We start from the raw sequence: 25,729 nt of genomic DNA, 5'->3' as shown, positions 1-25,729 counted from the left end.
GAGCGCGCGGAAGCCACTGGGCGCGCAATACAACTTCCGAGGTGGAATTGGTGCCGATGGACCAATCCGTCGGCGGTCATCAGAGGTCACGAACCACTCTCGAGGATTGAGGTACGACTGCGTGCGCGCGGCGTCAGGGTGGATCCGGCCGGCCGCGAGGTGGGCAGCATCCCGGCGCAAGCGTAGGTCCGTCGCCTCGGCTCAACCCCCGGATGCCACCGGTGACGAACCACCCCGGTCCCTCGCCCCCGGGCCATGGTTGGTGTCCGGGCCGGACCGTGCGGGCTCGTGCCCTACAACATGGCTCGTTGCGGGACCCCAGGCGGTCGACGGCGGCGGCCGGCGCCCTGGCGGCGGCCCCGTCGCCGGCGTTGCGGGACTTCGACCGGTCGATCGTGATCACGAAGATGCCTTCGTTCTCCTCGGTCCGTACGCCGGGCGGGTCCGTGGCCGTGGTCATCATGGTGCTTCTCTTCCTCCATGGTGCTGCTGAGCTGTGGCCTCAGTCGATGGCTTCGGCCTTGCGCAGCTCCTTGATTCCGGCAGCGTCGAAGCCGAGCTCACGGAGCACGGAATCGGTGTGTTCGCCCAGATCGGGGGCAGGGCCCGGACGGACCTTGTGTTCCTGGTCCAGCCGGACGGGACTGTCGATGGTCAGGTGCGCCTCGTCGCTGCCGTCGTCGATCGGCACGAACACCCGGTTGGCGAGGAGCTGGGGATCCTGGGCGCACTCTTCGAGCGTCTGGACGACTCCATACGTGAGGCCCGCGGCGTCGAGCACCTCACGCCACTCGGCCAGCGAGCGGGCCGCAAATGTCTTGTCCAGCAGGGCGGCGATCTCAGCGGCGTGGGCGCGGCGGCCCGGAGTGTCGGCGTAGCGCGGGTTCTTCGCTGCCTCGGGGTGGCCGATGGCCTCGAGGAAGGGCGGGACCTGCTTGTCCTCGTTGACGAAGACGAGGACGATCCAGCGGTCGTCGGCCGTGCGGTACATGTTCCCCAGCGCGTTGGGCGGGTCGGACCGGTCGATGGGGCGGGGCGCCTTCGCCCCGACCAGTACGGCCTGCAGCCACATGCCCGCCGCCCAGGCGCCTTCGGCGAGCAGTGAGGCCGTGACGCGCGCGCCCTGGCCGGTCCTCTCCCGCCGGTACAGCGCGGTCATGATCCCGGCGAAGAGAGTGATCGCCGTGGAGTGATCACCCGATCCGAACGCGTTCATGGCCGGCGGCACGTCCCTTTGGCGTGTGAGGTCCATCAGGCCGCTGCGCGCCCAGTACGCCGTCACGCCGAAGCCAGGCAACTGCGCATCCGGACCTTCCTCGCCGAAGCCGGTGACATCGGCGCAGATCAGCCGGGGGTTGAGGGACGCCAGAGCGTCGTACCCCAGGCCCAGACCGGCCCGCGTTCGCGGCGGGAAGTTGGTCACCAACACATCGGCCCACCGCACCAGACGCTCGAGCACCGGACCGGATGCGGGCGACTTGAGGTTGAGCGCAATGCTGCGCTTGTTGCGGTTGTCCAGCTGCCAGGGGTAGTTGACCCCTTCGACCTGAGGGTTGGGAGGGATACGGCTGAGCGCACGGTATGCGTCGCCCACGTGCGGTGGTTCCACCTTGACGACGTCGGCGCCGAAGTCACCGAGCAGGGTGGCTGCGGCGGGCCCGGCTATGAAGCTCGCGAGATCGACGACGTGCAGTCCCTCCAGGAGGGGCGTGTTGCTCATGACTGCTCCTTCTCCTCAGTGAAGTCGCGCGATGCCCGGAATTGCCCCGCTGCCACGGGGCGCCGCGCGATACAGGCCGGGTCAGTGGCCGGACACGGGCACGAAGGCGTTGTAGCCGTTGATGTCGCGGCCGACGATCAGCGCCTGCACGGTGTCGGTGCCCTCGTAGGTGTCGATGGCCTCGATGTCGCACAGGTGCCGGGCCACGTGGTAGTCGAGCAGGATCCCGTTGCCGCCGAGCATGTCGCGGGCGTCGGCGAGGATGGCCCGGGCTCGTTCGATGTAGTGCATCTTGGCCGGCACGACCCGTGGCATCGAGTAATCGCCCTCGTCGAGGAGCTGGCTGAGCCGGTACTGCATGCACAGCATGTCGGTGATGTCCGCAAGCATCCGGGACCGCCGGTACTGGATGAGCCGGCTCGAGAATCACCAGGCCGGCCGTCACATTGCTCATCGCCGGGCAGCCGTATCCGGAAATCTGGAAACCCGCGATGTCCAGCCGCGCCAGCTTGGGCACCACTCGAAGGGGAACTCCGCCCGCTCCCAATACGGATTGATGATCAGGATGACCTCCCGGTCCATGAACTCGCGGACCTGCTCGCGGAGGGCTCGCTGCTCGTCGGTGAGCAGGTTGTCCAGCAGGTAGTAGTCGGAGTGCTCCGGTCCGCCCAGTACCCGCGGCTCCACGCCGGACGGTTTTCCGTTACCGCTCGACAAAGCGCCGTGTGGCACGGTCCGGCCCGGGTCGACTGCTGTGCCATGTGTCGCCTTCATGTCCCGCTCCCTCTGACCGGGGATCCCACTGCGTCAGTGAGAACGACGCTAGGCGTGACCAGCGGCACGACCATTGGGCGCAGAACACTACATTTGGTCTCACATTGGTCCCCGTAACCCAATTCGTCCGGTAGTGCCTGCGCGTCGGCTTGGCGTCACGGTTCGGGCAACCGTGGCGCCAAACCAGGTGAGGGTGATGGTCACCGGGGGGTGAGCAGCCATGGTTGATGCCCTCCGCGGGCCTTGGACGTCTCACACCCATTCGAAGTACCGGTCCGCCCAGACAGACGGCATTTCCTGTCGAACACTGCTTCAACCAGCTCACAGGTCGTCCTGGTCTCCGCCCTCCCCTTGTTCATGGCCCGCGCCATCATCAGCATCGATGCCCAAGTCCTCGCCGGCCTGGCCCTGGTCCTGATGGCCGTCATCGGAATGAACGACGCAGACCGCAACACGCACCCACAGCCCGCCCCGACCTCCCCCTCCATCAACCCGGGCGCGCTGTGCCGGTCCGGCGGCGACAACAGCGAATGCGGCGGATCCTGACAAGCCGACCCCCGCAACCGATGGCCCTCTCACGGGTGCGGACACGGCAGAGGTCGCGCGAGCTGACCGGGTTGTGAAGCCCAGTCAGGCCCGTGCGGCCATCTCCCACCCAGCCGGGCGGTGCGGCACGTACTTCAGGGATTACGGGACAGCCCTTGGCCTGCTGCAATGCGAAGCCTGATCGTGCGAGATTCGGGGCGAAGCGCGAACGCGGGCCACACATCCGGTCCACAGGCCCGTGAGCCAAGCCCGTGCTGGGCCGCATCGACGATCAGGTGACTCGTCGTCGAATCCGGAAGCTCAAATGGGTGTCCAGCTCGTGCAATCTGCTGCGGGGTGTGGCGGCTGAGCGTGAAGCCGGGGCGACGTCCGTGCGTGTCTGGGAACGTCACGATGCGTAGCACCTTGGTGTTGGCACTCGTCAGCGCCAACTGTCGCAGCTGAGAGCGGTGGCCAGTCTCCTGGGGACGGGCGTAGTCGACGGAGAGGTCGCGGACGGTGGAGGTGAAACGGCCGGTGCGTGCCGCGCGGAGACTGTCAGGGTAGGACTCGAGCGGGCCAAGGCCGAACCACTCGGCGCCATCGATGGGAGCCGCGCCGTCCGGCAGATCGAAGCGAATCCCGATCCGCGGCCACACCGTCAGCCACCCGCTCGACGGCTCGATCTCCACACGCAACTCGAGTTCGTCACCCTCAAGTGACCAGACGGATTCCACAATCACCGACAAGGCGGAGTTCGCAGCGGAGACTCTTTCGATCGTTCGCAGGGCTTTCGCGGTGCGCTCCACGGACACTCGCCGCGAGGTCAGCCGGTCGAGACCGTCGCGATGCCACAGTTCAGCGTTGGAAATCCCGGCGATGCTGGCGTCGCTCTCATCGACATCTTCGGACGCGCCTTCATCGTTGTCGGTGGGGGCCCGAAACAGTTCCAACCGGGGGCCCGCCACAGCGCGGCCGGCGAGGCGTACGAGGGACCCGTCGATGAACTCGGCGATTCCAAGAGTCAGCGTTCCGTCGCTCTGCCGCCAATTGGTCTCGGGTCGGACACCAGGCCCGGGACGACGCGTCGAACGGTCCAGCTGGGCGGTCGCGATCACATGCCCGTCGCGCGCCCAAGCAGTCCCAGCTGCCAATACCGCATCAATGGTGAGCCACGTTTCCGAGTCTTGCGACACCGGGATCCGTGGAAGCGGCACACGTGCCGACGCGCCTGCCGCGATGACGGGAACCTCTATGTCCCCAGAATCCACGAGCGTCCCGTCGTGCTCGACGCGCCAGCGGAAGCGCAGGTCAGACGTGTCAGCCGAGTGCCGCAGGTTTGTGATCGCAAGTTCGTCACCGTCGAAGGTGAAGCGGACCGGCTGCACGACTGCCTTGTACTCGTGGAGACTGGGAGTCGGGACGTCGTTGCTCAACAACATTCCGTCCATCACGAAGTTGCCGTCGTGAACGACCTCTCCGAAGTCGCCACCGTACGCGTAGTAGGGCGTACCTTCCGGGGTCGTCGTCAGGATGCCGTGATCGCGCCATTCCCAGACGAAGCCGCCATGCAGCCGCGGATGCTCGTGCACGAGCGCCTCGTACTGGTCGAGCGCCCCCGGCCCGTTGCCCATCGCGTGGGCGTACTCGCAGAGCAGGAACGGCTTGGTGCGCTGCCGAGCGCCCTGCGTGGGAGTGCAGTTCAGCAGCTTCGAGCGTGAGCCTTCGGTTCCGATCTGCTCGGTCTCGAGCACCGACGCGTACATACGCGAGTAGATGTCGGTGTATTCGCCTGCGTGGTCGCCTTCGTAGTGCACAGGCCGTCCGGCGTCGCGGGCATGGACCCACGCCGACATCGCAGCGAGGTTGCTGCCGGTTCCTGCTTCGTTGCCGAGCGACCAGATCACGATACTGGGATGGTTCTTGTCTCGTTCTACGGTGCGCTGGATGCGGTCGAGGTACGCGTCACGCCACACCGGGTCGTCGCTCGGATTGCCAACCCAATCGAGTTTGTCGAAGCCGTGCGTCTCGAGGTCGCATTCGAGGATGACCCAGAATCCGAGTTCGTCGGCAAGGTCGAGCAGTCGTGGATGCGGTGGGTAGTGGCTGGTGCGGATCGCGTTCACATTGAACCGCTTCATGCGGGCCAGGTCTTCGCGAGCGTGCTCCTCGTCGAAGACGCGGCCGCGCGCGGGGTGCGTCTCGTGGCGATTCATCCCGTGGAACACGACGCGGCGGCCATTGACCAGGAACTGGTCGCCGCGGATCTCGACCGTGCGGAAACCTACCCTCATGGCGACGCTCTCTGCGGCGGTCGACACCGTGACGTTGTACAGGCGAGGCTGCTCCGCCGACCAGGGCTCCACGCCATCGACGTCGAGCGGGGCCACATCGGCCGCTGTCGCCCACACCTGCTCGATGCCGAGTTCAGGGAGGCGAAGGGTGACGGGGAATGCTGTCGCATCGGCGGTGACCTCCGTCTCGATCTGTCCGTGCCCATTCTCGAACCCGGTTCGCAGCCAGACGTCATCAATGCCGCCGGCGGGCCGTGCGATCACGGTGACATCGCGGAAGATGCCTGGCAGCCACCACTGGTCCTGGTCTTCGAGATAGCTGGCCGCCGACCACTGGTGCACGCGCACAGCGATGACGTTGTCGCCCGGGCGTAGAGACGATGTCACGTCGAATTCGTGGGCGAGCCGGCTGCCGCCGGCGCTGCCGATCTCCTCGCCATTCACCCACAGTTTGAAAAGCGACTCGACACCGTCGAACCGCAGCAGGACGCGCTCGGCTTCCGACCAGTCTGCGGGCACGTCGAAATGGCGGCGATAGTCGCCGGTGGGGTTCTCATCCGGGACATGGGGTGGGTCGATCGGGAACGGGAACTGCACGTTCGTATAGATCGGCCGGCCGTAGGCTCCGTCACCCTGGAGCACCCAGTGGGAGGGCACCGAGATGTCGTCCCAGCCGCTGTCGTCGAAGCCGTCGGCCGCGAAATCCTCTGCCACCGGGATCGTTTGCGATAGACGGAAACGCCACATCCCGTTCAGGGAGCGAGAAGGGACGTCGGAGTGCAGCCACGAGCGCGCCGTGCGCAGCGCGCCACGCCCTGGTGTGGGGTCCGAAACATAAGCGGGAGGTTGGGAGGACACGAGGTCACAACTCTTTCTTCTGACAAAAAGGATCCGAACGCCGGCTGCATTCGCCGACTCGAGTGATCGGGGCTTGGTTGGTAATCCTTTTCGTGCGTGCAGTTGTCTACCGGACCACGACCGTTCGGATCTCCCATGGGCCGAGGGCGAGTTCGAGTCCGTCCGTGATCGGCGTCGTGGAGAGCGGCCGGCCGAGCAGGTCGACCGTGGTGGCCTCTGTGAACGCGCCCGTCACGCGGACGGTCGAGCCCGTGTCGCTCATCGCGACCAACCGCACCTCGGTGCCGGCACCGCGATCGTCGTCGGCGACGCGGCGGATGCTCGAGACGAGGATGTCCGCACCGTCGACCTGCACGCCGGTCGCGTCGGGGGGCAGATGACCTTCAGCGGGCGCGGTCCCTCGGGCCACCAGCACGTCGTTGCGGAATTCTTCGGCGAGAGCGACCACGTTCGCACCCTGCCAGCCGGTCGTTGAGGGCACGACGGCGAAACGGTTCTCGATGCGCACGCCGAGATCTTGCGCGCCGGGTGCGGGGATCTCGCTCGCCGCGGGCTCGTCACGGAGTGGATGGATGTTTACGCTGATCGAGCCGATCGCGCGCAGCAGAGTGATGGCGAGTTCGGAGCCGTCACCGACCAGTTCGTACTCAGTGGCGTGGTCGAGCAGTACGTTGGCGGCGCCGGCCGACACGAACGAGCTCGCGGGGAACGTCGGGATCGGGTATTCGCCCCAGCCGCCCTCGGCGGTGAGCCCACGCTCGGTGACGGCGAACTGCCCGGCGGATGCGGACACGGCAGCAGGCTCGGGCAGTGGCACGTGGAAGCGCAGCCGGTGGTCGGCGGACTGGTTCAGGAACGACGTGGACACGCGTACGAACGGCTCGCCTGCGCGCACCTCCACGAGTGTCTCCACCGGGGTCGGCACGGTCCGGCTGCTGCGTACGTCGCGCTCGGAGGAGAGCGCGGCGGGCCATGCGTAGACGCGGGTGACACGCATTCTCGAACGCAGCGGGCCGCTCTCGAGGAGTTCGACGGTGACCTCCGTCGGCTCCGACACGAGCACATCCTGCGCCGGCGGAGCGTAGTTGTAACTGTCGCCGCGGTCACCGCCATCGATGAGGCGGCCGACTCCGTGCAGCGCGGTTCCGTCGGCCCCGGCCACGTCCAGGGTGCCGTCGGCGGCGATCGCGACCTCGGCCAGTCCGTTCGAAAGCGCGCGGGCCGTCGCCGTCGCGGGTGCGAACGTCGTCGAGTGCGCGGCAGTCCGGTCGCTCGGCTCGACCCGGAAACTCGCGAGCCCGGAGGCAGGGACGTCCAGGGACACGAGCGCGGTCGCGCGAGCCTCCTCCAGCGTGAGCACCCTCCACTCACCCGGATGCGCGGCGGCCGCGGCAGCGACCTCCCGGCGCAGGATCAGCAGGTCGAACGGTCCGCTGGTCGGCACCTCGGCGAGGTGGAAGACCAGCGACCCCGGGGTGAGTTCGTAGTGGTCGATCAGACGGCCGAAGAGCTCCCGGCGGTGGATGCGGCGCAGCACACGTTCGAGCTGCGAGGCGTCCATGTGCTCGTCACTGAGCACGGTCGGGGCCTGCGAGATCAGTTGCACGGGGTGTGCCGAGCCGTCCGCGGAAGTCGCGACGAGAACGGTTCCCTCGGGCGGGGCGACGACATCCACCTCAGCCAATGCCGTACGCGGGAACGGCAGCGGATTGGCGACCAGGTAGCCGTCGCTCGGCACCAGGGCGGCGGGCTCGGCGAGGGCCGCATCCCGGACCGCCCGCGCAGCGTGCGTGGCTTCGGCTAGACGAGCTTCGACCTGATCGGAGGTCTCGTCGGTGCCGGAGCCGACGACCGAGTCGTGCGCGGACGATTCGATGATCTTGTGCCATGCGAGCATGAGGAATGGCGAGTCGTCGCGCTGGGACCACAGAGCGTTCACCCGCTCGGCGTGGTCGATGGTGCGCTCGGCGACTGCCATCCGCTGCTTGAGCGCGAGCCGCACGGAGAGCACGCCCGGGAGGATGTTGCCGCGCACGTGGCTGCGCAGTTCACCGGTGACGAGGGCGGAGACCTCGTCGCGCACGTGCTCCCGGATGTACTCGTCGAGTGTCGCGATGGTGATGGCGAGCTCGTCGCTGGATGCGCGCCGAAGCCAGGTCGCGAGTTGCGGGTCGGGCGCGTTGTGGTCGGTGCCGGCCATCGCGAGCACCGGGTCGTCACCCCACCGGTCGGCCGTCATCTCCGCGTACTCGCCGAGCGCGCGCCTGATGTGGTCGGGCACCAGCAAGACGTCGAGGCCGTTGTCGTAGCCGTCGAAGAGGAACTCGGTGCGTACCTCGGAGCCATCGGGAGCGCGCCAGCGGAAGGCGTGACCACCGACCGAGCCGGGAACTCCGCGCCACAGCGCCGCATGCTGGATGCCGGCGCGCGCCAGGATCTGCGGCATCTGCGCGACGTGGCCGAACATGTCCGGCAGGTAGCCGACGGGCATCGGGCCGCCGAGGTCAGCCGCGGCCGCCCAGCCCATCTGCAGGTTGCGCACGATGGTCTCGCCGGAGCAGAGGAACTCGTCGAGCAGGATGAGCCACGGCCCGATGGCGACCCGGCCATCGGCGACCAGGGCCACGACGCGATCGCGGTTCTCCGGTCGCATCTCCAGGTAGTCCTCGATCGCGGCCATCTGACCGTCGACGGTGAACCGGAAGTCCGGGTTCGCCTCGGCTGTCTCCAGCACGGTGTCGAGAGCGGCGACAAGCCGGTGCCGGAACACCTGGAAAGGCTCGTACCATTCCCGGTCCCAATGGAAATGGGGCACGAAGACGGCGGAGTTCTGCATAGCGCGAGGGACCTTCTATTGGCGGGTGACGTGGGAGGCAAAAGCGCAGGGGTGCGGAGCTACTTGAGAGAGCCGGAGGCGAGCCCGGTGCGCCAGAACCGCTGGAGGAGGATGAAGACGATGATCACGGGCACGATCGAGACCAGCGAGCCGGTGATCACGGATTCCTGAAGCAGTGGGGCACGGGCTGTCTGGCCGTTCCACTGGTAGAGGCCGAGCGTGATCGGGAAGAGCGACTCCTTCTGCAGCATCACCATCGGTAGGAAGAAGTTGTTCCAGATGGCGACGAACTGGAACAGGAAGATGGTCACCAGCGACGGCGCCATCAGCCTGATCGCCACCGAGAAGAACGTGCGGAACTCGCCGGCGCCGTCCAGGCGCGCCGACTCGAGGATCTCCTCGGGGACGGCGGCGGCGGTGAAGATGCGGGCGAGGTAGACGCCGAACGGGCTGACGATGCTGGGCAGGAACACCGCGAGGTAGGTGTTGACGATCCCGGTCGCCGAGAACAGAAGGAACAGCGGGAGCGCGAGCGCGGTGGTGGGAACGAGGACGCCACCGAGGATGACGGAGAACAGGAACTCGCGGCCCCGGAACTTGAACTTGGCGAGCGCGTAGCCGCACAGCGCGGAGATCAGGGTTCCGACGGCCGCGCCGAGCACCGCGTAGATCACGCTGTTCAGAGCCCACCGCCCGAAGATTCCGTCGCTGCGGCCGAACAGGGTGCCCAGGTTGCTGAACAGGTCGAAGTGCGAGAACGCCAGCCCGTTGGTCGAGGCGAGGTCGCCCTGCGGTTTCGTCGCCGCGACGATCAGAAAGTAGATCGGCAGCAGGAAGTAGATCGCCAGGAGGAACATCAGAGCCATGGCAGCCGTGCGGCTGACGCGGCTTTCGCGGATCAGGGTCTGGTTGCTCACAGTCCGGCCTTCTTCGAGGTCAGTCGCATGAACCCGAAGCTCAAGACGAAGGTGATGACGGCGATGACCACGGAGATCGCTGCGGCCTGCTGGTAGTTGTTCCCGGAGGCCACCGCATACGCGAGCATGTTCGGTGTATATGTGCTCGAGATGTTCGACGAGATCTGGCGCAACACGGCCGGCTCGGCGTAGAGCTGCAGTGTGCCGATGATCGAGAACACCGTCGTGAGGACGATTGACGGGGCGATGATCGGGACTTTGACCTTCCACGCGATCGCCCAGTTGCTCGCACCGTCGAGCTTGGCGGCTTCGTAGAGCTCCTGCGGGATCGACTGCAGTGCCGAGTACATGATCAGCATGTTGTAGCCGGTCCAGAGCCAGGTGGAGACGTTCGCCGCCGACCACAGCACCGCGCCCGGGCCCAGGAAGTCGGGCTGGAGGCCGATGCCCTTCAGCACGTCCACGAGGGGGCTGACCTGCGGCGAGTAGAGGTACGACCACATGATCGCGGCTATGACGCCGGGCACGGCGTACGGCATGAACGCCGTGATGCGGAAGAACGGCTTGATCTTCAGCAGGGGGGTGTCGAGCAGCAGCGCCATGCTCAGCGCGACGAGCAGCATGACCGGGACCTGCACGATGCCGAACAGTCCGATGCGCCCGATGCTGGACCAGAACTCGGTGTTCTGAAATACCTGCGCGTACTGCTCGAAGCCGCCGAAGGTCGTGTACGACGTGCCGTACTGGCCGCCGGTGCGGCGGACGACGAGGAAGCTCTGCCAGATCGCGTAGCCGACCGGCACCAGGTAGAACAACACGAACGGGAGGAAGAACGGGGTCAGGAACGCGACTATGGTGCCCGCCCGGGGGCCGCCACCGTAGTGACGGCGGCGGCCCCCTGTCTCCGCCACCACGCGGTTCGCGCGGGTTGCGATGTCAGTCATGCTGCAGTCACTTGCCCGCAACAGCCGGGATTGACTGATCCTTCATCGACTTCAGCGCGGTCGCCTGGGCGGCCGAGAGCGCGTCGTTGAGCGTGCCGTCGCCGGCTGCTGCCTTGGCCATCGCATCCTGAAGTGCCAGGTTCACCGTCTTCTGGGTAGGGCCCCAGGAGAAGTCGGTGTCGATGTTCTTGGACGATTCAGCGAAGACGTCGAAGATCTTCTCGTTGTTGTAGTACTCGACGCCCTGCGAGAGTGCGGGGAGCTCCGAACCGGCAGTGGCTGCCGGGTAGAGGCCACCCAGCTTGTTCTCCAGCGCGAGGGCTTCCGGGTCGGTGTTCAGCCAGGAGTTGAACTTGACCGACTCGTACAGATGCGTGTTCCCCTTCATGAACGCGACGGTGGATCCGCCCCAGTCGCCGGAGGCGGCGCTCGAACCCCATGTCGGCATCGGAACGATCGACCACTTGCCGGCCTGCTTGGGCAGGTTGTCGCGGAACATGCTGTAGCCCCATGCGGCGCCGACGTAACTGGCAATCTGGTTCTTCTGGTACGCGGTGTACATCTGGGTCGAACCGTGCGCGAGGTCGGTGCGAACGAGCTTGGCGTCGATCAGCTTCTGCCAGTACTCGGCGACCTGCTTGCTCTGGTCCGATGCGGCAGTGACGTGCCACTTGTCGCCGGAGTACTTGTACATCTCGGCGTTGTTCTGCCAGAGGAGTCCGTTGAACCACTCGGCGTTGTTCGGGTCGAAGAACGTGATGCTGAGGTTGGGGTCTGCCTTGTGCAGCTTCTGCGCATCCGCCGCGTACTCGTCCCAGGTCTTCGGAATCTCGAGACCGTGCTTCGTGAAGATGTCGCTGCGCACGTAGAGGGCCATCGGGCCGGTGTCCTGCGGGAAGGCGAACACCCCGGTGCCGCCGAAGCTGGACTGCGACCAGGTCCACGGCACGAACTTCGACTTGACCGCGGTGGCCGCCGAGCAGGCCGAGGCGTCGACGAAGGCGTTCTGGGTGCGCAGGAAGGGGAGTTCGTCGTAACCGACCTGCGCGAGCTCCGGCGCCTTGCCCGCCTTGAGGGCATTACCGATGGTGCCGTACTGGTCGTTGGAGATGTTCTTCATCTCAACCTGGATGTTCGGGTTCTTCTTGTTCCACAGGGCGACGACCTGGTCCATGCCCGGAACCGTGTTCCAGTACTCGAGGGTGACCTTGCCCTTCGCGGGCTCGCAGGAGGCTGCGGATGCATCACCCGACGGAGCGGGCGACGAGCACCCGGCGAGTACGGCGACACTGGCTGCCGCGGCGACGACGGCGAGGCGGATGCGCGTGACTGTGTTGCTCATAATTTCCTTACCAGAGAACGACTGGCGACGGCGCTGGACGGGTCGACGGTGACACCTCGGGCGGATGCCTTCTGGTTGGAATGGACAGGACGCAACGGTGTCGGTTCAAGCGCCGAGCGCCGTGGCGGGAATCAGCAGACCCGTTCCCGTGAGCGTTCCCGTGAGCGTTCCCGTGAGCGTTCACGGGAGCGTTCACGGGAACGTGCACGGGAGCGTTGTGAATTGCTCGGAAGTGTGCTCTCGTGTGCGGTCGAGTGTCAAGGCTTTCGGGTCACGCACGAGTCCGGCAGGTTAAGCGGACCCGCCCAACCGCAGCTCGGCCCGGACGACGAGGTCGTCGGCCCCGAGCGGGTTCATCCCGGTCAGCAGCCGTGCGACCTGGTCGATGGCGAGCGCGCCGAGCTTTCGCGTGTCGAGCGCGATGCTGGAGAGTGGGGGCTCGACGAGGGATCCGAGCTGCAGGCCGTCGAAGCCGATCACGGCGAGATCCTGCGGAACGCTCCTGCCGAGCCGGCGCGCCTCGCGCAGGACGCCGATCGCGATGATGTCGTTGAAGGTGAAGACTGCGGTGACATCGGGATGGGCGGTGAGCAGGGTCTTGAGCGCCTCTCCGCCGCCGTCGGCCGACTGGTCCGCGCCGACCACCATGCCGGCTTCGATCCCGTACGCCGCCGCGGCCGTGGTGAACCACTCGCGCCGGATGCTCGGCTCGGTGCGGCCGTCGTGGTCGAGCATGCCGATGAGTTCATGGCCTGCGGCGACCAGGTGCGCGACCGCGGCATGGACGCCCGCCTCGCCGTCGATCCGGATCGAGCTGAACCGCGCCGTGTGGTGCTCACGGCCGATGAGCACCACCGGGACACCGCGGGTGAACAGCTCGAGTTCGTCCTCGGAACAGCTGAAGTAGCCCACGACCGCATCCACTTGCGAGGCGATCACCTGCAGCGTACCGAGTTCCTCTTCGGCCCTGTCCGCGGTGTCGTATACGACGACATGCCAGCCGCGGGCGCGGGCCGCCTCCAGAGCGCCCGCGGCGACCTCGGTGAAGAACGGGTTGAGCAGGTCCGGGATCACCAGCCCGATGGTGGTGGTGTCCTGCCGGACCAGACCGCGGGCGAACCGGCTCGGCCGGTAGCCGAGCTCATGGGCGGCGTCGAGCACGCGCTGTTTGGTGGAGCCGTCGATCTCGTCCTTGTCGTTGAGCGCCCGCGACACGGTCTGACGGGACACCCCGGCGGACCTGGCGACGTCATTGATCGTGACCTTCCTGGGTTCCGTCCCCGACAACGACACCATCGCGCACCTCCGGCTGCTCGCGGGTGCCGATGCGCCCGCAGGGCCCGAGTATGCCCGCGCCGGGCGCGGCGGCGCGATATCAGGTGCCCCAGCGGACGTGGCTTCCGGACTCCGGGACGTGTCGCTTGCGAGCAACTCGTCGCCGAGAAACGGGACTCGCTGATCGGGACCGGAGCATCCTCGTGCAGCCCAGGAACGCGCAGACGGCTACGGCACTCGGTAGCTTGTCACGGAGGTCGTGAGGGTCTGCCGCCGTGATCCGGTCTCGGGCTCCCCCTTGACGTCAGCGAGGTGCCGACGCCATCGAAGGTCGGAGCGCGCCTAGCGGACGCTCATCGGTCACGGGTTGTTGGGTGCATGGGTGATGGCCAGCAGCGCCATGTCATCAGTTCTCCGGCCACCGGTGTGTCGGCAGTGGTCGGCAATCAGAGCGTCGAGTAGAGCATCCGGGTCGGCATAGCGATGGCCCGTGCACTTGCCGATCGGATCGTAAAAGGTACCCGTCTCGTCCCGGGCTTCGATGAGTCCATCGGTGTAGAGCAGCAAAGTGGCCCCCTCGGGGAACGTCACCGTGTCGACGCACTCAGGGGCGGCGTCGAGGGCCCCATAGCCCAGGGGCAAACTTCGCCTACCGGGCTCGACATACTGCACCGTGTCTCCCACGATGAGCAGGGGCGCCGGGTGGCCGCGGTTGACCAACCGAACTTTGTCTCCCCACCGGGGGAACTCGACCACTACGCCGGTGACGAACCCTTCGAGCTCGGTCAGGATCCCTGACTGCTGAGCCTCGAGGACGAGGGCCTGCTCCAGCCGTTCCACGAGACCGGTCAGGGTGGGCTCGTGCACGGCTGCCTCCCGAAAAGTCCCGATGCCGAGCGCGACCGCCCTGACTGCCCCTATCCCCTTGCCACGCACATCGCCGATGACGCAGCGCACGCCGAACGGAGTGTCGACCACTACGTAGAGGTCCCCGCCGATCTGCGCATCCGCCTGAGCAGCCTCGTAACGTGCGGCAAAGCGCAGCGGACCGATTCTGTCCGGAGGGTGTGGCAGGACAGCACGCTGAACAGCCGCGGCAATGTCACGTACGGACTCCAGCTGCATTTTCCGGTGGTACAAGACGCGATTGAGGAAGCCTGCGACCACGGTCACTGTCGCAACCATGATCAGCTCGCTGATCGCGATCGCACTCCGGCGATAGCCGAAATAGCGGAACATCATCCAGTCCATGAGGAGCGCAAACACTCCGGTGAGAACGGTGCCCCGCAGAGACAGCAGTGGAGCGGCCGACAAGATCGCAGCCGCATAGAGGGCCGCAGCGCTGACGGTGCGAGGCGTGCTGAGGTCAATCAATACGGCAATGAGAAGCAGGATGGCCGGCAGCAGGCGGCCCCGCTTCCCCACCCAATTCCACGCCGCTCCCAGCCTTGCCACGTGTAACTCCTGACGTTGCTGGGCTCCTGGTCAGGTCAGGCTAACCGCCCCTCTCCGCCCCGCTTTCCACGTCACCTCACTCGGCTACGCCGTGTTCCCACCCACGCGGGGGCTATCACCCAAGCGGAGCAGTCGTCGTCTTCGTCGTGGAGCAAGACCTGGACGCACTCCGGGTTGTTCCACGGCCACGCCTCCAGGCCCGCGAGCACCCCGCGGCGCTGGCTCTCCCGGTAGAACCAGAGGTACCACCCGCCGACGAACCAATCGGGTATCCGCTCGAAACTGCCACGCCAGGACGAGGACCTGCGCCATTCTGCTCATGATCGCAGGTCATGCCGTGGAACCTCCCCCTGGCAAATCCGTTTCGCCGTACGGCTCTTGAGCCACTTGAGTCCGACACCGGCGCTGGTTCCTTACGGGACAACTCTCAGCATCCGGCCCTTGGGCTGCCACACCCGCTTTGCAAGTTCGATCGCGAGACGGCGGGCCACGGCAACGCCGTCCGCTACGCGAAGTCCGAGCCTGTGCAAGGAGCCGGGATCCTCCTCTCAGGCATGTTCCCTGAGCTGCCCGGTGGTCGAATCGTCATGACCTCTCGGTGAAGCGGACGGACCAGGCGTAGCCGCTCAAGCTGTCGTGCGGGACCCGCCGGACTTCTCTGACCTGGCAACCGTCGTGGGCGTACTTGCGGGCGAACCGGTCGAGGCGCTGCGCGTCGGTGAGATCCTCCATGGACAGCGGTGCTCCGACGACGAGGTCTTCGTGAAGGACCGAGTCCGGCGCGGCACCGTCCGAGCAGGCCGAGCAATGATGCGTTTTGGGTAGGGCCATACGATCCAGTGTCCTCCTAACCTGGGCGCCCCGACGTTCACAGCGCAAAAATGGCGGCTCGGCCCCCGCGGAATGCTGAACGCCGCGATGCGTGCCTACTGCCGGCTGCCGGCCGCCAACCCCGGCCCGGCCCGGGCGCTGGTGGTCGAGTCGGTCGCCTGCCCGGCGATCCGCAAGGTACGGGTCGAGTGCCTCACGGCATGATCCCAGCTGATGGCGGCGCCGGTGGCCGAGCGCCGCCCCGACCGGCCGGTACCGCCCCGATCGCGGCGGTACCGGCCGGTCGGGGCGGTTGTACATCTGCCGGCCACCGCCATCGAGGAGGGCCGGGACCTCTCCTCGATGACGGCATCCTGGCCGACAACGCCTACCGTCTGCTGCCCGCCAGACGGCCCGGCCTCACTTCAGGTGTCGGTCCAAGAACCGGCACCCGTCCTCCAGCTCGAACCACGGGGTGCCGGTGTGCCCGCCCAGATTGGCGTGCAGCGTCTTCTCCTGGCTGCCGAAAGCGTCGAACAGGTCCAGGGCCCGTTGCCGGGGGTTCCCCTCGTCGTCCCACTGCAGCAAGAACAGCAGCGGAATGGTGACCTGCCGGGCCTCCTCGCGCTGGGCACGGGGCACGTACCCCCCGGCGAAGAAGCCGGCGGCCGCGATGCGCGGCTCGACCACCGCCAGCCGAATGCCGAGGGCGGTCCACCCCCCTGAGTACCCGACCGGGCCGCCGATCTCGGGCAGCGAGAGGAGGGCGTCCAGAGTGGTCTGCCATTCCGGGACCGCCTTTTCGACCAGCGGGCCGATGAAGGACTCGAAGATCTCGTCGACCGGCTCACCCGCCTGCATCGCCCGCCGGAGGTCGGCCCGCGCCTGCTCGTCGGCGGCGGAACGGGGCCGGTCACCGCACCCGGAGGCGTCGATGGTGGCCACCGCGTAGCCGCGCGCCGCGGTGTACCGGGCCCGGGCCACCAGCCGGGGTTCCGCCTTGGGCAGACCGTTGTTGTGGGCCATCAGGACCAGCGGGGCCGGCGCGGATCCGGGCGTCCACAGGGTGCCGGGGATCTCGCCGAGGGTGAACTCGCGCTCGAGGACGCCGTCGTCGAGGCGCTTTTCAGAAGTGAATTGCATGGTCGTGCCTTTCGGGAGTGCTCTTGAACGGCGCTCCCGGACGACCTATCGCCCGACCGTGACCCCGGAGGGGAGCACCCATGTCAATACTGCGTTCACGGGTACCACCTCCTCGTTCTCTCGCACGGCTTCCGGGAGATTAGCAACGGTCGTCGTGGTCCACAAACGGTTTTTGCGGAGGCTCCGTGGCCGCTAGATGTGTTCGGCGGCCTTGAGGAGCCGCTGAGGCAGGTAGGGGGACTCGACCCGGATGTCCCAGCCCCTGCGATGGGCGTGGCAGGCCAGGGCGAGGACGTCGAGATCGATCGTGGCGTCCGGATCGTCGGCGCGGTCAGCAACCTGGTAGTGATCGCGGTGAGCTTCGAGGGCATCGGCCAGAGCCAGGTTGAAGCTCTCCTCATCGCCCTCCACGAGCTGCGACAGCAGTACGGCCGGTGCCGCGAAGAAGCCCCATTCCTTGGCCTTCTCGGCCTCCCGCAGAGCCCGCTCCGCCGCCGGCTCGGGATCCACTCCCCTCAGATGGACGTGGAGGGCCTCCCGGTACGCGGCGTAGGCGGAGCCGTCCTTGCCGGCAACCGCGGGGCCGGTAACGACCAGAGGGGCGAGGTCCTCGCGTACACCGGTGATCAAGGCGAAGGCGGTGGCGTTCGCCCAGTTGCCGGCGCCTGCCGCCTCGCCCCGCCCAGCCGGGTAGCGCAGACTCTGACCGTCGATGGTCACCTCGGCCTCGGTGCCCGGCTCAGCCAAGGCGACGCGGAACAGGGCCGCCCCGAGCTGGGAGGCCAGCCGCAGGTTCGCGAGCTGGGTGTCCGTGACATCGGCGGAGTTCCCGGCGCGCCACTTGAAGAGGAGCTCCTGGTATCGCATGGCGCTCCCGAGCCGCCCTACGACAAGGGGTTCTCCCTCCGGAGGGGTGAAGGCCTCCCGGGTGTACTGGTCGAACAGGGCCTCGCTCTCCGCGTTCACGGCCCGGTCGCATGCCGGCCGCTCGACCACCAGCAGTCCTGCGGCCAGCGCGGCAACCGCGTCAGGGCGCCGGTCTCGGCCGAAACCCGCGACCCTCGGACCGCGGGTCTCGAAGCCGGTGACCAGGGCGTGCGGGAGGTAGTCGGTGTGGAGGGCCGGCGACCAGCCCAGGGTCCGGTACGCGAGCGCGACCAGGCCCAGCGGCAGGAGCGGGAGGAGACTGCTCGGCGAGGCCGTAGGGCCCTGCACGGTGGCGTGCGCGAGCAGAAGGGCGGTCAGCCCGGAGTCGAAGACCTCCCGGTCCTCGGCGGCCACGGCGCGCAAGGTCCTCAGAGCCACGCTCTCCGGCCGGTCGAGGAGGCTTTCGCCGGTCTCCTCAGCCCGGTTGCGGATACGGGCCAGCGCGGCGTCGATGGCGGCGAGCTTCGCCTGTCCACTCGGCGGGTAGTCCTGGTCCTCTCCGGTGTCGTCGAGGACCTGGGCCATGAAGCCCGTGGCGAGCTCACCGGCGGGGCTTCCCTGTGCCTTCTCAGCGAACTTCTCGCGCGCGAAGTGGAAGGCCTCACCGTGCCACTTGGCCTTGTCCGTGAGGATCGTGAGGCAGAACGCGTCGATCCACGCAGCAGGGGTGACGCTCTCTTCGGCGTCGTCCTCATCTCGGGGGTCATAGCTGATGCCGAAGTTCACGTAGTCGAGGAAGACCTGGAAGGTGCAGTGAGGGTGGTACGCCGCGAAGGAGACGGCGCCGGCCGCGGCCTCGGTGGCGTCCTTGAGAGCGGCCTTGGCCTCAGAGGTATCGAGGGTGGGCGTCTCGACGGAGAGGGCGCCCAAATATTCGAGGAACTCGTCGGCGATCGACTGCCATTCGTAGGTGGTCATCCGGCCGGCCTTCGACATGGACCGGACCTGTCCCCCTATCCGGTTCGCGAAGTCCTCGCGCGCCGCCGAAATGGCGGCCCCACCCACCTGATGACGCTCTATCCACACTGTGCTGCTCCTTGATGCCGGTCCGTGCGGACAGCCTAGGCGCGGCATCTGACAGTGCAGGCGGGAGTGTCCCTCTCTGCTGCCGGTCAAGGCGGTCGCTGTGTGATCGACAGGGTGACGGCCATGCGGATGAAGATCGTTACAGCTGTCATCGCGGTGGCCCTGCTGGCCACGGGATGCGCGAGGGGAAGTGCCAACTCAGGGAGAGACGCAAAGCCGGCGCCAGACCCCACCGTGCTGCAGCAGAAGCTGACCAAGCCGAACACGGAGCCGGAGACGGAGCCGCACCCGTCCCCGGCCGACAATGCCCCGTTCGATGAGAATCTGGCGTACGAGTTGCGCCTCAGAACCCTCAAAATGGCTCAGGCCACAGGCAAGACCACCGCCGAGTGCCCCAAGGGCCTGGAATCGAAGAGCGGTACACGGGCGACCTGCACAACCACCTACGACGGTCTGAAGGTTGTGTGGAACGTGACCATCGGCAGGAAGTCCGGCTGGTCGGACAACGTTGTGGAATTCAACGCGGTCCCGGACAAGGGCATCCTCACCAGCGACGGCGTCGCACGCCTGCTGTACGGCAACTACCGCGACAGCATCGACCACGCGCGCTGCAATGACATCCCCAAGGCCGTACTGGTCCCTCTGAACGTGAAGACCAAGTACTCCTGCGAGGTCGTCTTCAAGGGCAGGACCCCGGGCGGACTGGCCGAACCGGTGCGCGTCACCGACGCCGGACCGCGGGTCTACTGACCACGAAACGTCACCGCTATTTCCGCACGCCCCGAGAGCAGCCAGACACGACTCTCCAGGTGGGCGGCCGCTTCCACTCGCACTCGGCCGGTTACTCACCTCGCCGATTGCTTCGGTCAGTCCAACTGCATACACATCTGCGGCTTGAGGCCGGTCTTCGTGACCCAGCCCGTGGTGCCGGGCTTCAGACCGGACTCGGAGCGCTCCTGCAGGCTCACCCGATACCAGGTCCCCTTTTCCCTGTCGGCGCTGACCGAGTCCGCCGGGTGGAGCATCCCGAGCGTCAGGTTCTTCACGCTTGGGTCGTTCCGCAGCCGCAGCGCCGACTTTGGGCGTGATGCTGGTGAGCTCGCGTATTCAACTGTCGCGAGTTCCCCCGTCACCGCGTGCATCAGCTGCAGAGAATGACATTCATTCTTGGTCGGCGAATGTATCGGTGACGGTCGTTCATGAGATCCCGGGGCGGACACTGCTGCCGCCGGTGAGCGCGGTTCGGCGAGCCGCCGTATCTGTACCTGTCACACGGCGCCGTGGGCCAGCAGGCTGCGGCCGCAGTCGATGACTGTCTCGCGGGCCGGGCGCGGCCGCCATCCCAGGATGCGGTGCGCCTTGGCGGTGCTGTGGCGGTTACGGCGTCCCAGGGCCGGGGTGATGTCACGCAGTGACGGGTCGCGGAAGCGGGCAGCGAGGCGGACGGCGAGGTCGGGGATCTGGCGGCTGGAGACCCGGGCGGCGTCCCGGCCCAGTTCTTCGCGCAGGGCGCGGGCCATGTCCAGCATCCAGGTGAATTCGCCGGTGGCGAGGAAGCGTTCGCCTGCGGCCAGGGGTGAAGTCATGGCGCGGATGTGGATGTCGGCGAGGTCACGCACGTCAACGATCTCCAGGCCGATGCGCGGCACGCCCCGCATGGCGCCGGAGAGCATCCGCTGGACGATGCCGACCGAGCCGATGGTACTGGTGGCCAGGATCGGTCCGAAGACGGCGCCGGGCAGGATCGTGGTGAGCTCGGTGGGGCCGCCGGAGGTGGCCATGAAGTCCCAGGCGGCGCGCTCGGCGAGTGTCTTGGAGCGGCGATAGGGGATCAGTGTCGGGTCGTCGGGGTCGGTCCACAGGGCCTCGTCGGTGACGCCTTCCTCGGTGTAGGAGGAGGGGCTGGCGGTGTTCGCCGCGGACGTCATCACCACGCGCCGCACCCCGGCCGCGGTGGCGGCGCGCAGTACGCGCAAGGCCCCGTCGCGCGCGGGGGCGATCATGGCCTCCGAGTCATCGGCGACAGCGCCGCCCAAGGGGGAGGCGACGTGCAGGACGTGATCGACGCCCTTCACCGCCGCGTGCCAGCCCTCGTCCGCGGTGAGGTCGGCGACCGCGAACTCCAGTCGGCCGCCCGCGTCCAGCCGGGTGGCGACAGCTTCGCTCACCGCCTGCTCCTTGCTGCGGCTGCGCACAGTGGTGCGCACGCGGTAGCCGCGCTGCAGCAACTCGACGACGCACCAGCCGGCGACATAGCCGCTGCCTCCGGTGACCAGAACCGTTTCCGGCATGGCTGTCCTCCACAGGGTGTGACAAGATTAAACGGAAGCCCTTCCGTTATTACCTCTCGAACGTAACGGAAGCCCTTCCGCTTAGCAACCGGACCGATCGGACCAGCCATGACCCCACCTCCCGCCCGCGCCACCCGCACCGACGCACTGAGCAACCGGGCCCGCATCCTCACTGTCGCCGGTGAAGCCTTCGCCGCGTCCTCGGGTGCCTCCATGACGGCCATCGCCAAGCAGGCCGGAGTCGGAGTGGGGACGCTGTACCGGCACTTCCCCACCCGCGAGGCACTGATCGTGGAGCTCTACCACCAAGAGATCCAGAAGGTCATCGACCTCGCCCACACCCTCGCAGCCGAGCTGCCCCCGCTCGACGCGCTGCGCCGCTGGTTCGAGGAAGTCGCCCGATACGGGAAACTCAAGTACGGCGTCTCCGAGGTCATCCATGCGGCGACCAACGGCGGACTCGACGACAAGAACTACGAACCCTTCCTGAGCGCCATCGCCGCCCTCCTCGACGCCGGCACCGCGACCGGCGACCTCAAACCGGACACCGACCCGCAGGACGTACTCCTCCAGCTCAGCATCCTGTGGCGTATCCCGCCGGGCGAGGACGGGGAGGCCCGCGCCGCCCGCATCCTGGACCTCATCCTCGACGGACTGCGCACCCGGCCCGCCAAGTCCTGACCCAGCCGGTTGCCCCTATACGCCCATCGATACCTTCCCGCCGGCCGTGGAAGCTTCGGGCATCCGGTGCTTTCGATGTGGCAGACCGACATCATTTACTACGGGCTGGATCCTTTGGGTGGAGCAGGCCTGGGGCTATCGGGTGGAGCGCATGCCGAGGCCCGAACTCGCGCTATGAGCTTGGGTATCGCCGGCCCCGGCCCCGCCAGGGGCCAACCGGAATCTGAGCTGCGAGAACGGTATTGGTGGGAGCCCGTGATCGACCGCCGCTCTCCGCTTGATCGGGCATGCATCGGGCACGGCCTTTCGTATGCTGCCTAGTTCAGGTTGTGCCTACCTGACGTTCGTGCCCGGAATGCGGCGGCGAGTACCGGACTGCAACCGGCCGAGCACTCTTTCAACTGGATTCATGGACCCGCCCAAAGCGGCAACCGATGCTGTTGTCCGGGTCGTCCCCCGGCATTTGCAGGAGTACGAGCCGGCCATCACGTCGGCGCAGATCCAACGGTTCGAACGTCCTGCCCCGCTTTACCTCGACATACTGCTCGCCCTGGAATGTTTCCAGTGACCAGGTCCCCGTGTCGTTCTTCCTCTGGGCAATATCACCCTCGCCGTTCAGCGCCGTCACCCATCCCGACACCCGTGCCGAGCCGTCATCCTCAAGCCTCAGAAAGGAATCACACGGGGCGCCGGAATGCCACTCGCCGACCAGGTCGGATCGCGTGACCTGCGAGTCCCGTGACGGCAGGCATCCGGAAACGAGGCCCACGCTGAGGCTGAGCAGGACCATGCTCACCAACCGCTGTTTCACCATGGCCGTTCCCCCTCCAGCGGCAGGGAACAAACGATATGCCGTGCCCCTGGCAGAGACCTGTGCGGGTCCTGGGTGAGAGCGGTCCGGGGCGGGCAAGCCGGTCGTTGTGCTATGCAAAGGGATGCGGCGGAAGGCCCTCCTCGTCCCGAAGCAACTTGGGCGGTGGCGCTGCCTTGAGGTGATACGGCTCTGAGCTGCTGGGGCAGTCCGCAGGTGTGCGTCGGCGTCCGCGACTGTTCGTCGGCGTTGTCACGCAGATGGACACCCAGGTGAAGCCTGGCGTAATCGTACTTTCGGGCCGTTCCGACAGCTGCGGTGCGGCTGCCGCTAGGTGCGCCCGGCGAATCGCGCGTCGGCCATGCTCGCGTTCCGGCCCGCTCTGCTCTGCCGCCTTCCGAAGTGCAGCCTCGCCCGCTTCACAAGCGCGCTGCCCCCTTACGGTAAGCCAGTTCAGGAAGTCATGGGTGCCTCCGGCGACCATATCGCCGGGTGTTGGTGGGAACCCCGACAACGTCACCGTCTTCGGAGAATCCGCCGGCGCACCTCAGTCGGATTCCTGCTGCACTCCCCAAAAGCCTCCGGACTGTTCCGACGAGCGATCGGCTCGCCGCGGCCCGCAGTACAGTCGACTGACTGCAGTCCCGACCGGGCGGTGCGGCCCGGGGCGCCACCGCGCCACACCTATCTGGTCGGACCGGCAGCCGCTGCACCGCATGCCGCAGCGGGGCCGTCGGCTCAGCCGACCTGGGAGGCGGCTCGCTCGACGAGCCCGGTGACGACGCCCGGGTTGCTGACATGGACCGCGTGCGGAGCGTCGATCTCGATGGTGTGGGAGTGCGCGCGCTCGGCCATGTAACGCTCGGCCGCCGGCGGGATGACGTGGTCCTTACTGGGGACCAGGTACCAGGAGGGAATGGTCTTCCAAGCCGGGGTGCCCGAGAGGTCCCCGGCCGCCTGGGCACTGATCGGGCGCTGGGTCGCAGCCAGGGAGGCGGCAGCGGGGGCCGTCAGGCGGTTGCTGAGGAAGACGTCGCGGAACTTGTCGGGCTTGATGTAGAGGTCCACCCCCGTCGTGCCGTCGGCCTGGGGGAAGGGAACAGCGTTGAGCGCGGTGGGCACCGGCGCGGCCGGGTCGTCGGTGAGGTGCGATCCCGGGAACTTGGCAAACATCTCGTTGCCGCTCTCGCCCTTGTCGAGGGCGAAGCCGGCGACGTAGACAAGGGCCTTGACGTTGGAGCTCATGGTGGCCGCGTTGGTGACCACTGCGCCACCGTACGAGTGGCCGACCAGGACGACCGGGCCGGGGATGGTCTTGAGATGGGCGGCGAGGTAGGCGGAGTCGCCGGCCAGGCCGCGCAGCGGGTTGGCCGGGGCGGTCACCTTGTAGCCGTCCGCCTGCAGGCGCTTGACTACACCGTCCCAACCGGCGGAGTCCGCCCAGGCGCCGTGAACCAGGACGACGGTCGGCCGGGGCTCGGCCGACTGCTGCCCGGGGGCTGCGGTGGCCATGGGGGTGACCACCGCGGCTGCGCCGAGTGTGGCGGCCAGGGTGGTGAGAACAGAGCGGCGCAAGCGCCTGGACGTACTGAACATGGAGTCCCTCCAAGGGATGGTTAGCGGTCGTCGCCCTGCACGACCTGGAGTGCCGCAGGGTCGGAGACGATCCGGTTGGAAGATGGAACCCGCTGGAGGTTCCAGAGTATTGACGAAATAGCTGGACGAAATGTGACAGGGGGAGATGCTGAATTGATACGACGTGCGCCCAATCCGCAAGGAGCTCGGGCCAATCAGGCCCAGGAGAAACCCGCCGCGGGCCGCTGAAACGTTGACTGGGCGGGTGGGATGATCTTCGGGTTGATCATGCCGGGAAGGGGCTGTCTGGCTGTCTGGGGTGAGCACATCGCCGTCGCGCAACGGGCACCGATATCCGGTCGGTGAATTCCCACTGTGCGTGGCTGTACTTCCGGTTCCGTTGTCGTTCCGCCTCGGCCTTGATCGCGGGGAACTCCTCGCACTTCCATCGCTCGACCGCGGCCGGGTCCCACCGCCTTTACGCCTTGTGGCTGCTGCTGATCTGCACGGGCCTGCGACGCGGGGAAGCTCTCGGGCTCACCTTGTCGGACATCGACCTGGAGACGGGGGAATTTCGGGTACGCCGCAATGTCCAGCGGATCAAGCGGGAGCTGCTGTTCGGCACCCCCAGACGCTGATCGGCAGGCCGTTGACGTCGGTGACATCGAAAACGCCGAGGACACCACCCTCGTCGGGGAGCAGGTTGCGCAGCCGCTCCTTCTCCGTGTCGGGCATCGCCTCCTGCGCCGCCTTGGAGAACTTCTCACCCTGCTCGCGCATGACCTCCTCGATCGGCCTCGACCTCTCCCGGTGTCGGAGTCTGCTGCGCACGGGTGGCTGGCGAGGTCACTGACGGGGCGGGCGTGGGGGGTGGGTTCCGCGTGGGCGAGCAGTGACGTGAGCAGGGTGAAGGTGGTGGCGGCGAGCGCGGCAAACAGCAGCGCCACGCGGAGTCGGGCGGCGCCGAGAACCCTCAGGCGTATTCGCCAGGTCAGGATCGTGGTCATGCTGCGGTCCGGTAGTCGCTGGGTGTGGTGTGGATTACACGCATGACGACCGGGCCCATCGGGATCAGCGCCTTCATCAGTCCGATCCGCCCGGCCCGGTCCCGGTACAGGCACTCCCCCGCCCCGGCAAGCTTTTCTTCCTCGGGCAGGTCCAGCGGCGACAGGCCGGCGGTGACCAGGTCCAGCAGTTCGGGGTCGAAGACGGCGGCGTCGAACTCATCCTTGTGCCGCATGACGGTCTCGCGCGCCACAGCGGCGATCAGGTACATCAGCGAGCGGCCCAGGACCTTCTCGATCTCCAGGCGCTCGACGCGGTGGTCGGAGGCGAGCTCGCTCTTCTTCGGTGGTGCCAGGGAGTTGACAAGGAAGACGACGCTGTCGGCGCGGGCCTTGTCCACGACCGGCAGCGTCTCGTTGTAGACGACGGCGGCGAGGTCCTTGCGCGCCACCGCCTCGAGCTTGCGAGCCAAGTTCCGGCTGGGGTGTCCTCTCCCCCGCGCAGTACGAGCACGTCCGTC

At 67.3% G+C, this 25,729-nt stretch carries 23 protein-coding genes; 4 read left to right on the top strand and 19 right to left on the bottom strand.

Annotated elements, in window-relative coordinates:
- Positions 1-502: 502 nt before the first annotated feature.
- The 3 genes from OHB49_RS41125 to OHB49_RS41115 all read right to left on the bottom strand — a co-directional run bounded on the left by OHB49_RS41125 (position 503) and on the right by OHB49_RS41115 (position 2,494).
- Entirely contained in the window at positions 503-1,720 is a 1,218-nt protein-coding gene (locus tag OHB49_RS41125) for a CaiB/BaiF CoA transferase family protein (protein WP_329166100.1), read from the bottom strand.
- A gap of 81 nt (positions 1,721-1,801) precedes the next feature.
- Positions 1,802-2,131 carry an acyl-CoA dehydrogenase family protein gene (locus tag OHB49_RS41120; protein WP_329166800.1) on the bottom strand — a complete coding sequence of 110 codons (330 nt, stop codon included), beginning with the start codon at positions 2,129-2,131 and terminating at the stop codon, positions 1,802-1,804.
- Positions 2,132-2,170: 39 nt separating this feature from the next.
- The gene (locus OHB49_RS41115) at positions 2,171-2,494 is read right to left on the bottom strand and encodes an acyl-CoA dehydrogenase family protein (protein ID WP_329166099.1); all 324 of its coding nucleotides are present in this window, start codon (positions 2,492-2,494) and stop codon (positions 2,171-2,173) included.
- Between the two features lie 243 nt (positions 2,495-2,737).
- On the opposite strand from OHB49_RS41115, the gene OHB49_RS41110 reads away from it, so the two are divergent.
- Positions 2,738-3,040 (top strand): DUF6234 family protein, encoded by a 303-nt coding sequence (locus tag OHB49_RS41110; RefSeq protein WP_329166098.1) that lies wholly within the window; start codon positions 2,738-2,740, stop codon positions 3,038-3,040.
- Between the two features lie 134 nt (positions 3,041-3,174).
- Here the strand turns inward: OHB49_RS41110 and OHB49_RS41105 are convergent, their stop codons facing one another.
- The 10 genes from OHB49_RS41105 to OHB49_RS41060 form a co-directional block, all read right to left on the bottom strand.
- Positions 3,175-6,171: a glycoside hydrolase family 2 TIM barrel-domain containing protein gene (locus tag OHB49_RS41105; protein ID WP_329166097.1), complete on the bottom strand. Its 2,997-nt coding sequence runs from the start codon at positions 6,169-6,171 to the stop codon at positions 3,175-3,177.
- Positions 6,172-6,277: 106 nt separating this feature from the next.
- The gene (locus OHB49_RS41100; RefSeq protein WP_329166095.1) at positions 6,278-9,007 is read right to left on the bottom strand and encodes an alpha-mannosidase; all 2,730 of its coding nucleotides are present in this window, start codon (positions 9,005-9,007) and stop codon (positions 6,278-6,280) included.
- Positions 9,008-9,066: 59 nt separating this feature from the next.
- Positions 9,067-9,924, bottom strand: coding sequence for a carbohydrate ABC transporter permease (locus tag OHB49_RS41095; RefSeq protein ID WP_030976201.1), 858 nt, complete (start codon positions 9,922-9,924; stop codon positions 9,067-9,069).
- On the bottom strand, positions 9,921-10,868 hold the full coding sequence (locus OHB49_RS41090) for a carbohydrate ABC transporter permease (protein ID WP_030976199.1): 948 nt from the start codon (positions 10,866-10,868) through the stop codon (positions 9,921-9,923). Before OHB49_RS41090 ends, OHB49_RS41095 begins: the two co-directional genes overlap by 4 nt.
- A gap of 7 nt (positions 10,869-10,875) precedes the next feature.
- Positions 10,876-12,210, bottom strand: a complete 1,335-nt coding sequence (locus tag OHB49_RS41085; RefSeq protein WP_329166092.1) for an ABC transporter substrate-binding protein — start codon at positions 12,208-12,210, stop codon at positions 10,876-10,878.
- A 291-nt stretch (positions 12,211-12,501) separates the two neighbouring features.
- Positions 12,502-13,506, bottom strand: a complete 1,005-nt coding sequence (locus OHB49_RS41080) for a LacI family DNA-binding transcriptional regulator (RefSeq protein ID WP_329166090.1) — start codon at positions 13,504-13,506, stop codon at positions 12,502-12,504.
- Between the two features lie 339 nt (positions 13,507-13,845).
- Complete coding sequence (locus tag OHB49_RS41075) at positions 13,846-14,940, bottom strand: PP2C family protein-serine/threonine phosphatase (protein ID WP_329166089.1); 1,095 nt, start codon at positions 14,938-14,940, stop codon at positions 13,846-13,848.
- A 585-nt stretch (positions 14,941-15,525) separates the two neighbouring features.
- Entirely contained in the window at positions 15,526-15,771 is a 246-nt protein-coding gene (locus OHB49_RS41070; RefSeq protein ID WP_030976192.1) for a hypothetical protein, read from the bottom strand.
- A gap of 399 nt (positions 15,772-16,170) precedes the next feature.
- Positions 16,171-16,893, bottom strand: coding sequence for a dienelactone hydrolase family protein (locus OHB49_RS41065; protein ID WP_329166088.1), 723 nt, complete (start codon positions 16,891-16,893; stop codon positions 16,171-16,173).
- 192 nt (positions 16,894-17,085) lie between these two features.
- Positions 17,086-18,825, bottom strand: a complete 1,740-nt coding sequence (locus tag OHB49_RS41060) for an Imm49 family immunity protein (RefSeq protein WP_443079694.1) — start codon at positions 18,823-18,825, stop codon at positions 17,086-17,088.
- 144 nt (positions 18,826-18,969) lie between these two features.
- Here OHB49_RS41060 and OHB49_RS41055 point away from each other — a divergent pair, with 144 nt between their 5' ends.
- On the top strand, positions 18,970-19,596 hold the full coding sequence (locus OHB49_RS41055; protein WP_329166084.1) for a hypothetical protein: 627 nt from the start codon (positions 18,970-18,972) through the stop codon (positions 19,594-19,596).
- A 116-nt stretch (positions 19,597-19,712) separates the two neighbouring features.
- Here OHB49_RS41055 and OHB49_RS41050 read toward each other — a convergent pair whose 3' ends face one another.
- Together OHB49_RS41050 and OHB49_RS41045 are read right to left on the bottom strand one after the other, a co-directional pair.
- The gene (locus OHB49_RS41050) at positions 19,713-19,892 is read right to left on the bottom strand and encodes a hypothetical protein (RefSeq protein ID WP_329166082.1); all 180 of its coding nucleotides are present in this window, start codon (positions 19,890-19,892) and stop codon (positions 19,713-19,715) included.
- Positions 19,893-20,114: 222 nt separating this feature from the next.
- On the bottom strand, positions 20,115-21,137 hold the full coding sequence (locus OHB49_RS41045; RefSeq protein WP_329166079.1) for an NAD-dependent epimerase/dehydratase family protein: 1,023 nt from the start codon (positions 21,135-21,137) through the stop codon (positions 20,115-20,117).
- A 108-nt stretch (positions 21,138-21,245) separates the two neighbouring features.
- On the opposite strand from OHB49_RS41045, the gene OHB49_RS41040 reads away from it, so the two are divergent.
- A complete protein-coding gene (locus OHB49_RS41040) occupies positions 21,246-21,818 on the top strand; it encodes a TetR/AcrR family transcriptional regulator (protein WP_329166078.1) in 573 nt (190 codons plus the stop codon).
- A 397-nt stretch (positions 21,819-22,215) separates the two neighbouring features.
- On the opposite strand, the gene OHB49_RS41035 is transcribed toward OHB49_RS41040, so the two are convergent.
- Entirely contained in the window at positions 22,216-22,632 is a 417-nt protein-coding gene (locus tag OHB49_RS41035) for a hypothetical protein (RefSeq protein WP_329166076.1), read from the bottom strand.
- Between the two features lie 735 nt (positions 22,633-23,367).
- Positions 23,368-24,204 carry an alpha/beta fold hydrolase gene (locus OHB49_RS41030; RefSeq protein ID WP_329166075.1) on the bottom strand — a complete coding sequence of 279 codons (837 nt, stop codon included), beginning with the start codon at positions 24,202-24,204 and terminating at the stop codon, positions 23,368-23,370.
- Between the two features lie 362 nt (positions 24,205-24,566).
- On the opposite strand from OHB49_RS41030, the gene OHB49_RS41025 reads away from it, so the two are divergent.
- The gene (locus OHB49_RS41025) at positions 24,567-24,842 is read left to right on the top strand and encodes a tyrosine-type recombinase/integrase (protein ID WP_329166073.1); all 276 of its coding nucleotides are present in this window, start codon (positions 24,567-24,569) and stop codon (positions 24,840-24,842) included.
- On the opposite strand, the gene OHB49_RS41020 is transcribed toward OHB49_RS41025, so the two are convergent.
- Positions 24,805-24,984, bottom strand: a complete 180-nt coding sequence (locus tag OHB49_RS41020) for a hypothetical protein (protein ID WP_329166071.1) — start codon at positions 24,982-24,984, stop codon at positions 24,805-24,807. The genes OHB49_RS41025 and OHB49_RS41020 overlap by 38 nt on opposite strands.
- A gap of 223 nt (positions 24,985-25,207) precedes the next feature.
- Positions 25,208-25,681 (bottom strand): ATP-binding protein, encoded by a 474-nt coding sequence (locus OHB49_RS41015; RefSeq protein WP_329166069.1) that lies wholly within the window; start codon positions 25,679-25,681, stop codon positions 25,208-25,210.
- Between the last annotated feature and the right edge of the window lie 48 nt (positions 25,682-25,729).

It is taken from the genome of Streptomyces sp. NBC_01717 (genome assembly GCF_036248255.1).
GTDB lineage: Bacteria > Actinomycetota > Actinomycetes > Streptomycetales > Streptomycetaceae > Streptomyces.
This window is presented reverse-complemented; position numbering and strand designations above follow the sequence as displayed.

Excerpts from the sequence above, each read along its gene's own strand:
- OHB49_RS41080 (WP_329166090.1), bottom strand. The coding sequence starts at position 13,506 with ATGGTGTCGTTGTCGGGGACGGAACCCAGGAAGGTCACGATCAATGAC.
- OHB49_RS41090 (WP_030976199.1), bottom strand. The coding sequence starts at position 10,868 with ATGACTGACATCGCAACCCGCGCGAACCGCGTGGTGGCGGAGACAGGG.
- OHB49_RS41040 (WP_329166078.1), top strand. The coding sequence starts at position 21,246 with ATGACCCCACCTCCCGCCCGCGCCACCCGCACCGACGCACTGAGCAAC.
- OHB49_RS41115 (WP_329166099.1), bottom strand. The coding sequence starts at position 2,494 with ATGAAGGCGACACATGGCACAGCAGTCGACCCGGGCCGGACCGTGCCA.
- OHB49_RS41045 (WP_329166079.1), bottom strand. The coding sequence starts at position 21,137 with ATGCCGGAAACGGTTCTGGTCACCGGAGGCAGCGGCTATGTCGCCGGC.
- OHB49_RS41055 (WP_329166084.1), top strand. The coding sequence starts at position 18,970 with ATGCGGATGAAGATCGTTACAGCTGTCATCGCGGTGGCCCTGCTGGCC.
- OHB49_RS41070 (WP_030976192.1), bottom strand. The coding sequence starts at position 15,771 with ATGGCCCTACCCAAAACGCATCATTGCTCGGCCTGCTCGGACGGTGCC.
- OHB49_RS41125 (WP_329166100.1), bottom strand. The coding sequence starts at position 1,720 with ATGAGCAACACGCCCCTCCTGGAGGGACTGCACGTCGTCGATCTCGCG.
- OHB49_RS41065 (WP_329166088.1), bottom strand. The coding sequence starts at position 16,893 with ATGCAATTCACTTCTGAAAAGCGCCTCGACGACGGCGTCCTCGAGCGC.
- OHB49_RS41085 (WP_329166092.1), bottom strand. The coding sequence starts at position 12,210 with ATGAGCAACACAGTCACGCGCATCCGCCTCGCCGTCGTCGCCGCGGCA.
- OHB49_RS41100 (WP_329166095.1), bottom strand. The coding sequence starts at position 9,007 with ATGCAGAACTCCGCCGTCTTCGTGCCCCATTTCCATTGGGACCGGGAA.
- OHB49_RS41020 (WP_329166071.1), bottom strand. The coding sequence starts at position 24,984 with ATGCGCGAGCAGGGTGAGAAGTTCTCCAAGGCGGCGCAGGAGGCGATG.
- OHB49_RS41035 (WP_329166076.1), bottom strand. The coding sequence starts at position 22,632 with ATGGTGAAACAGCGGTTGGTGAGCATGGTCCTGCTCAGCCTCAGCGTG.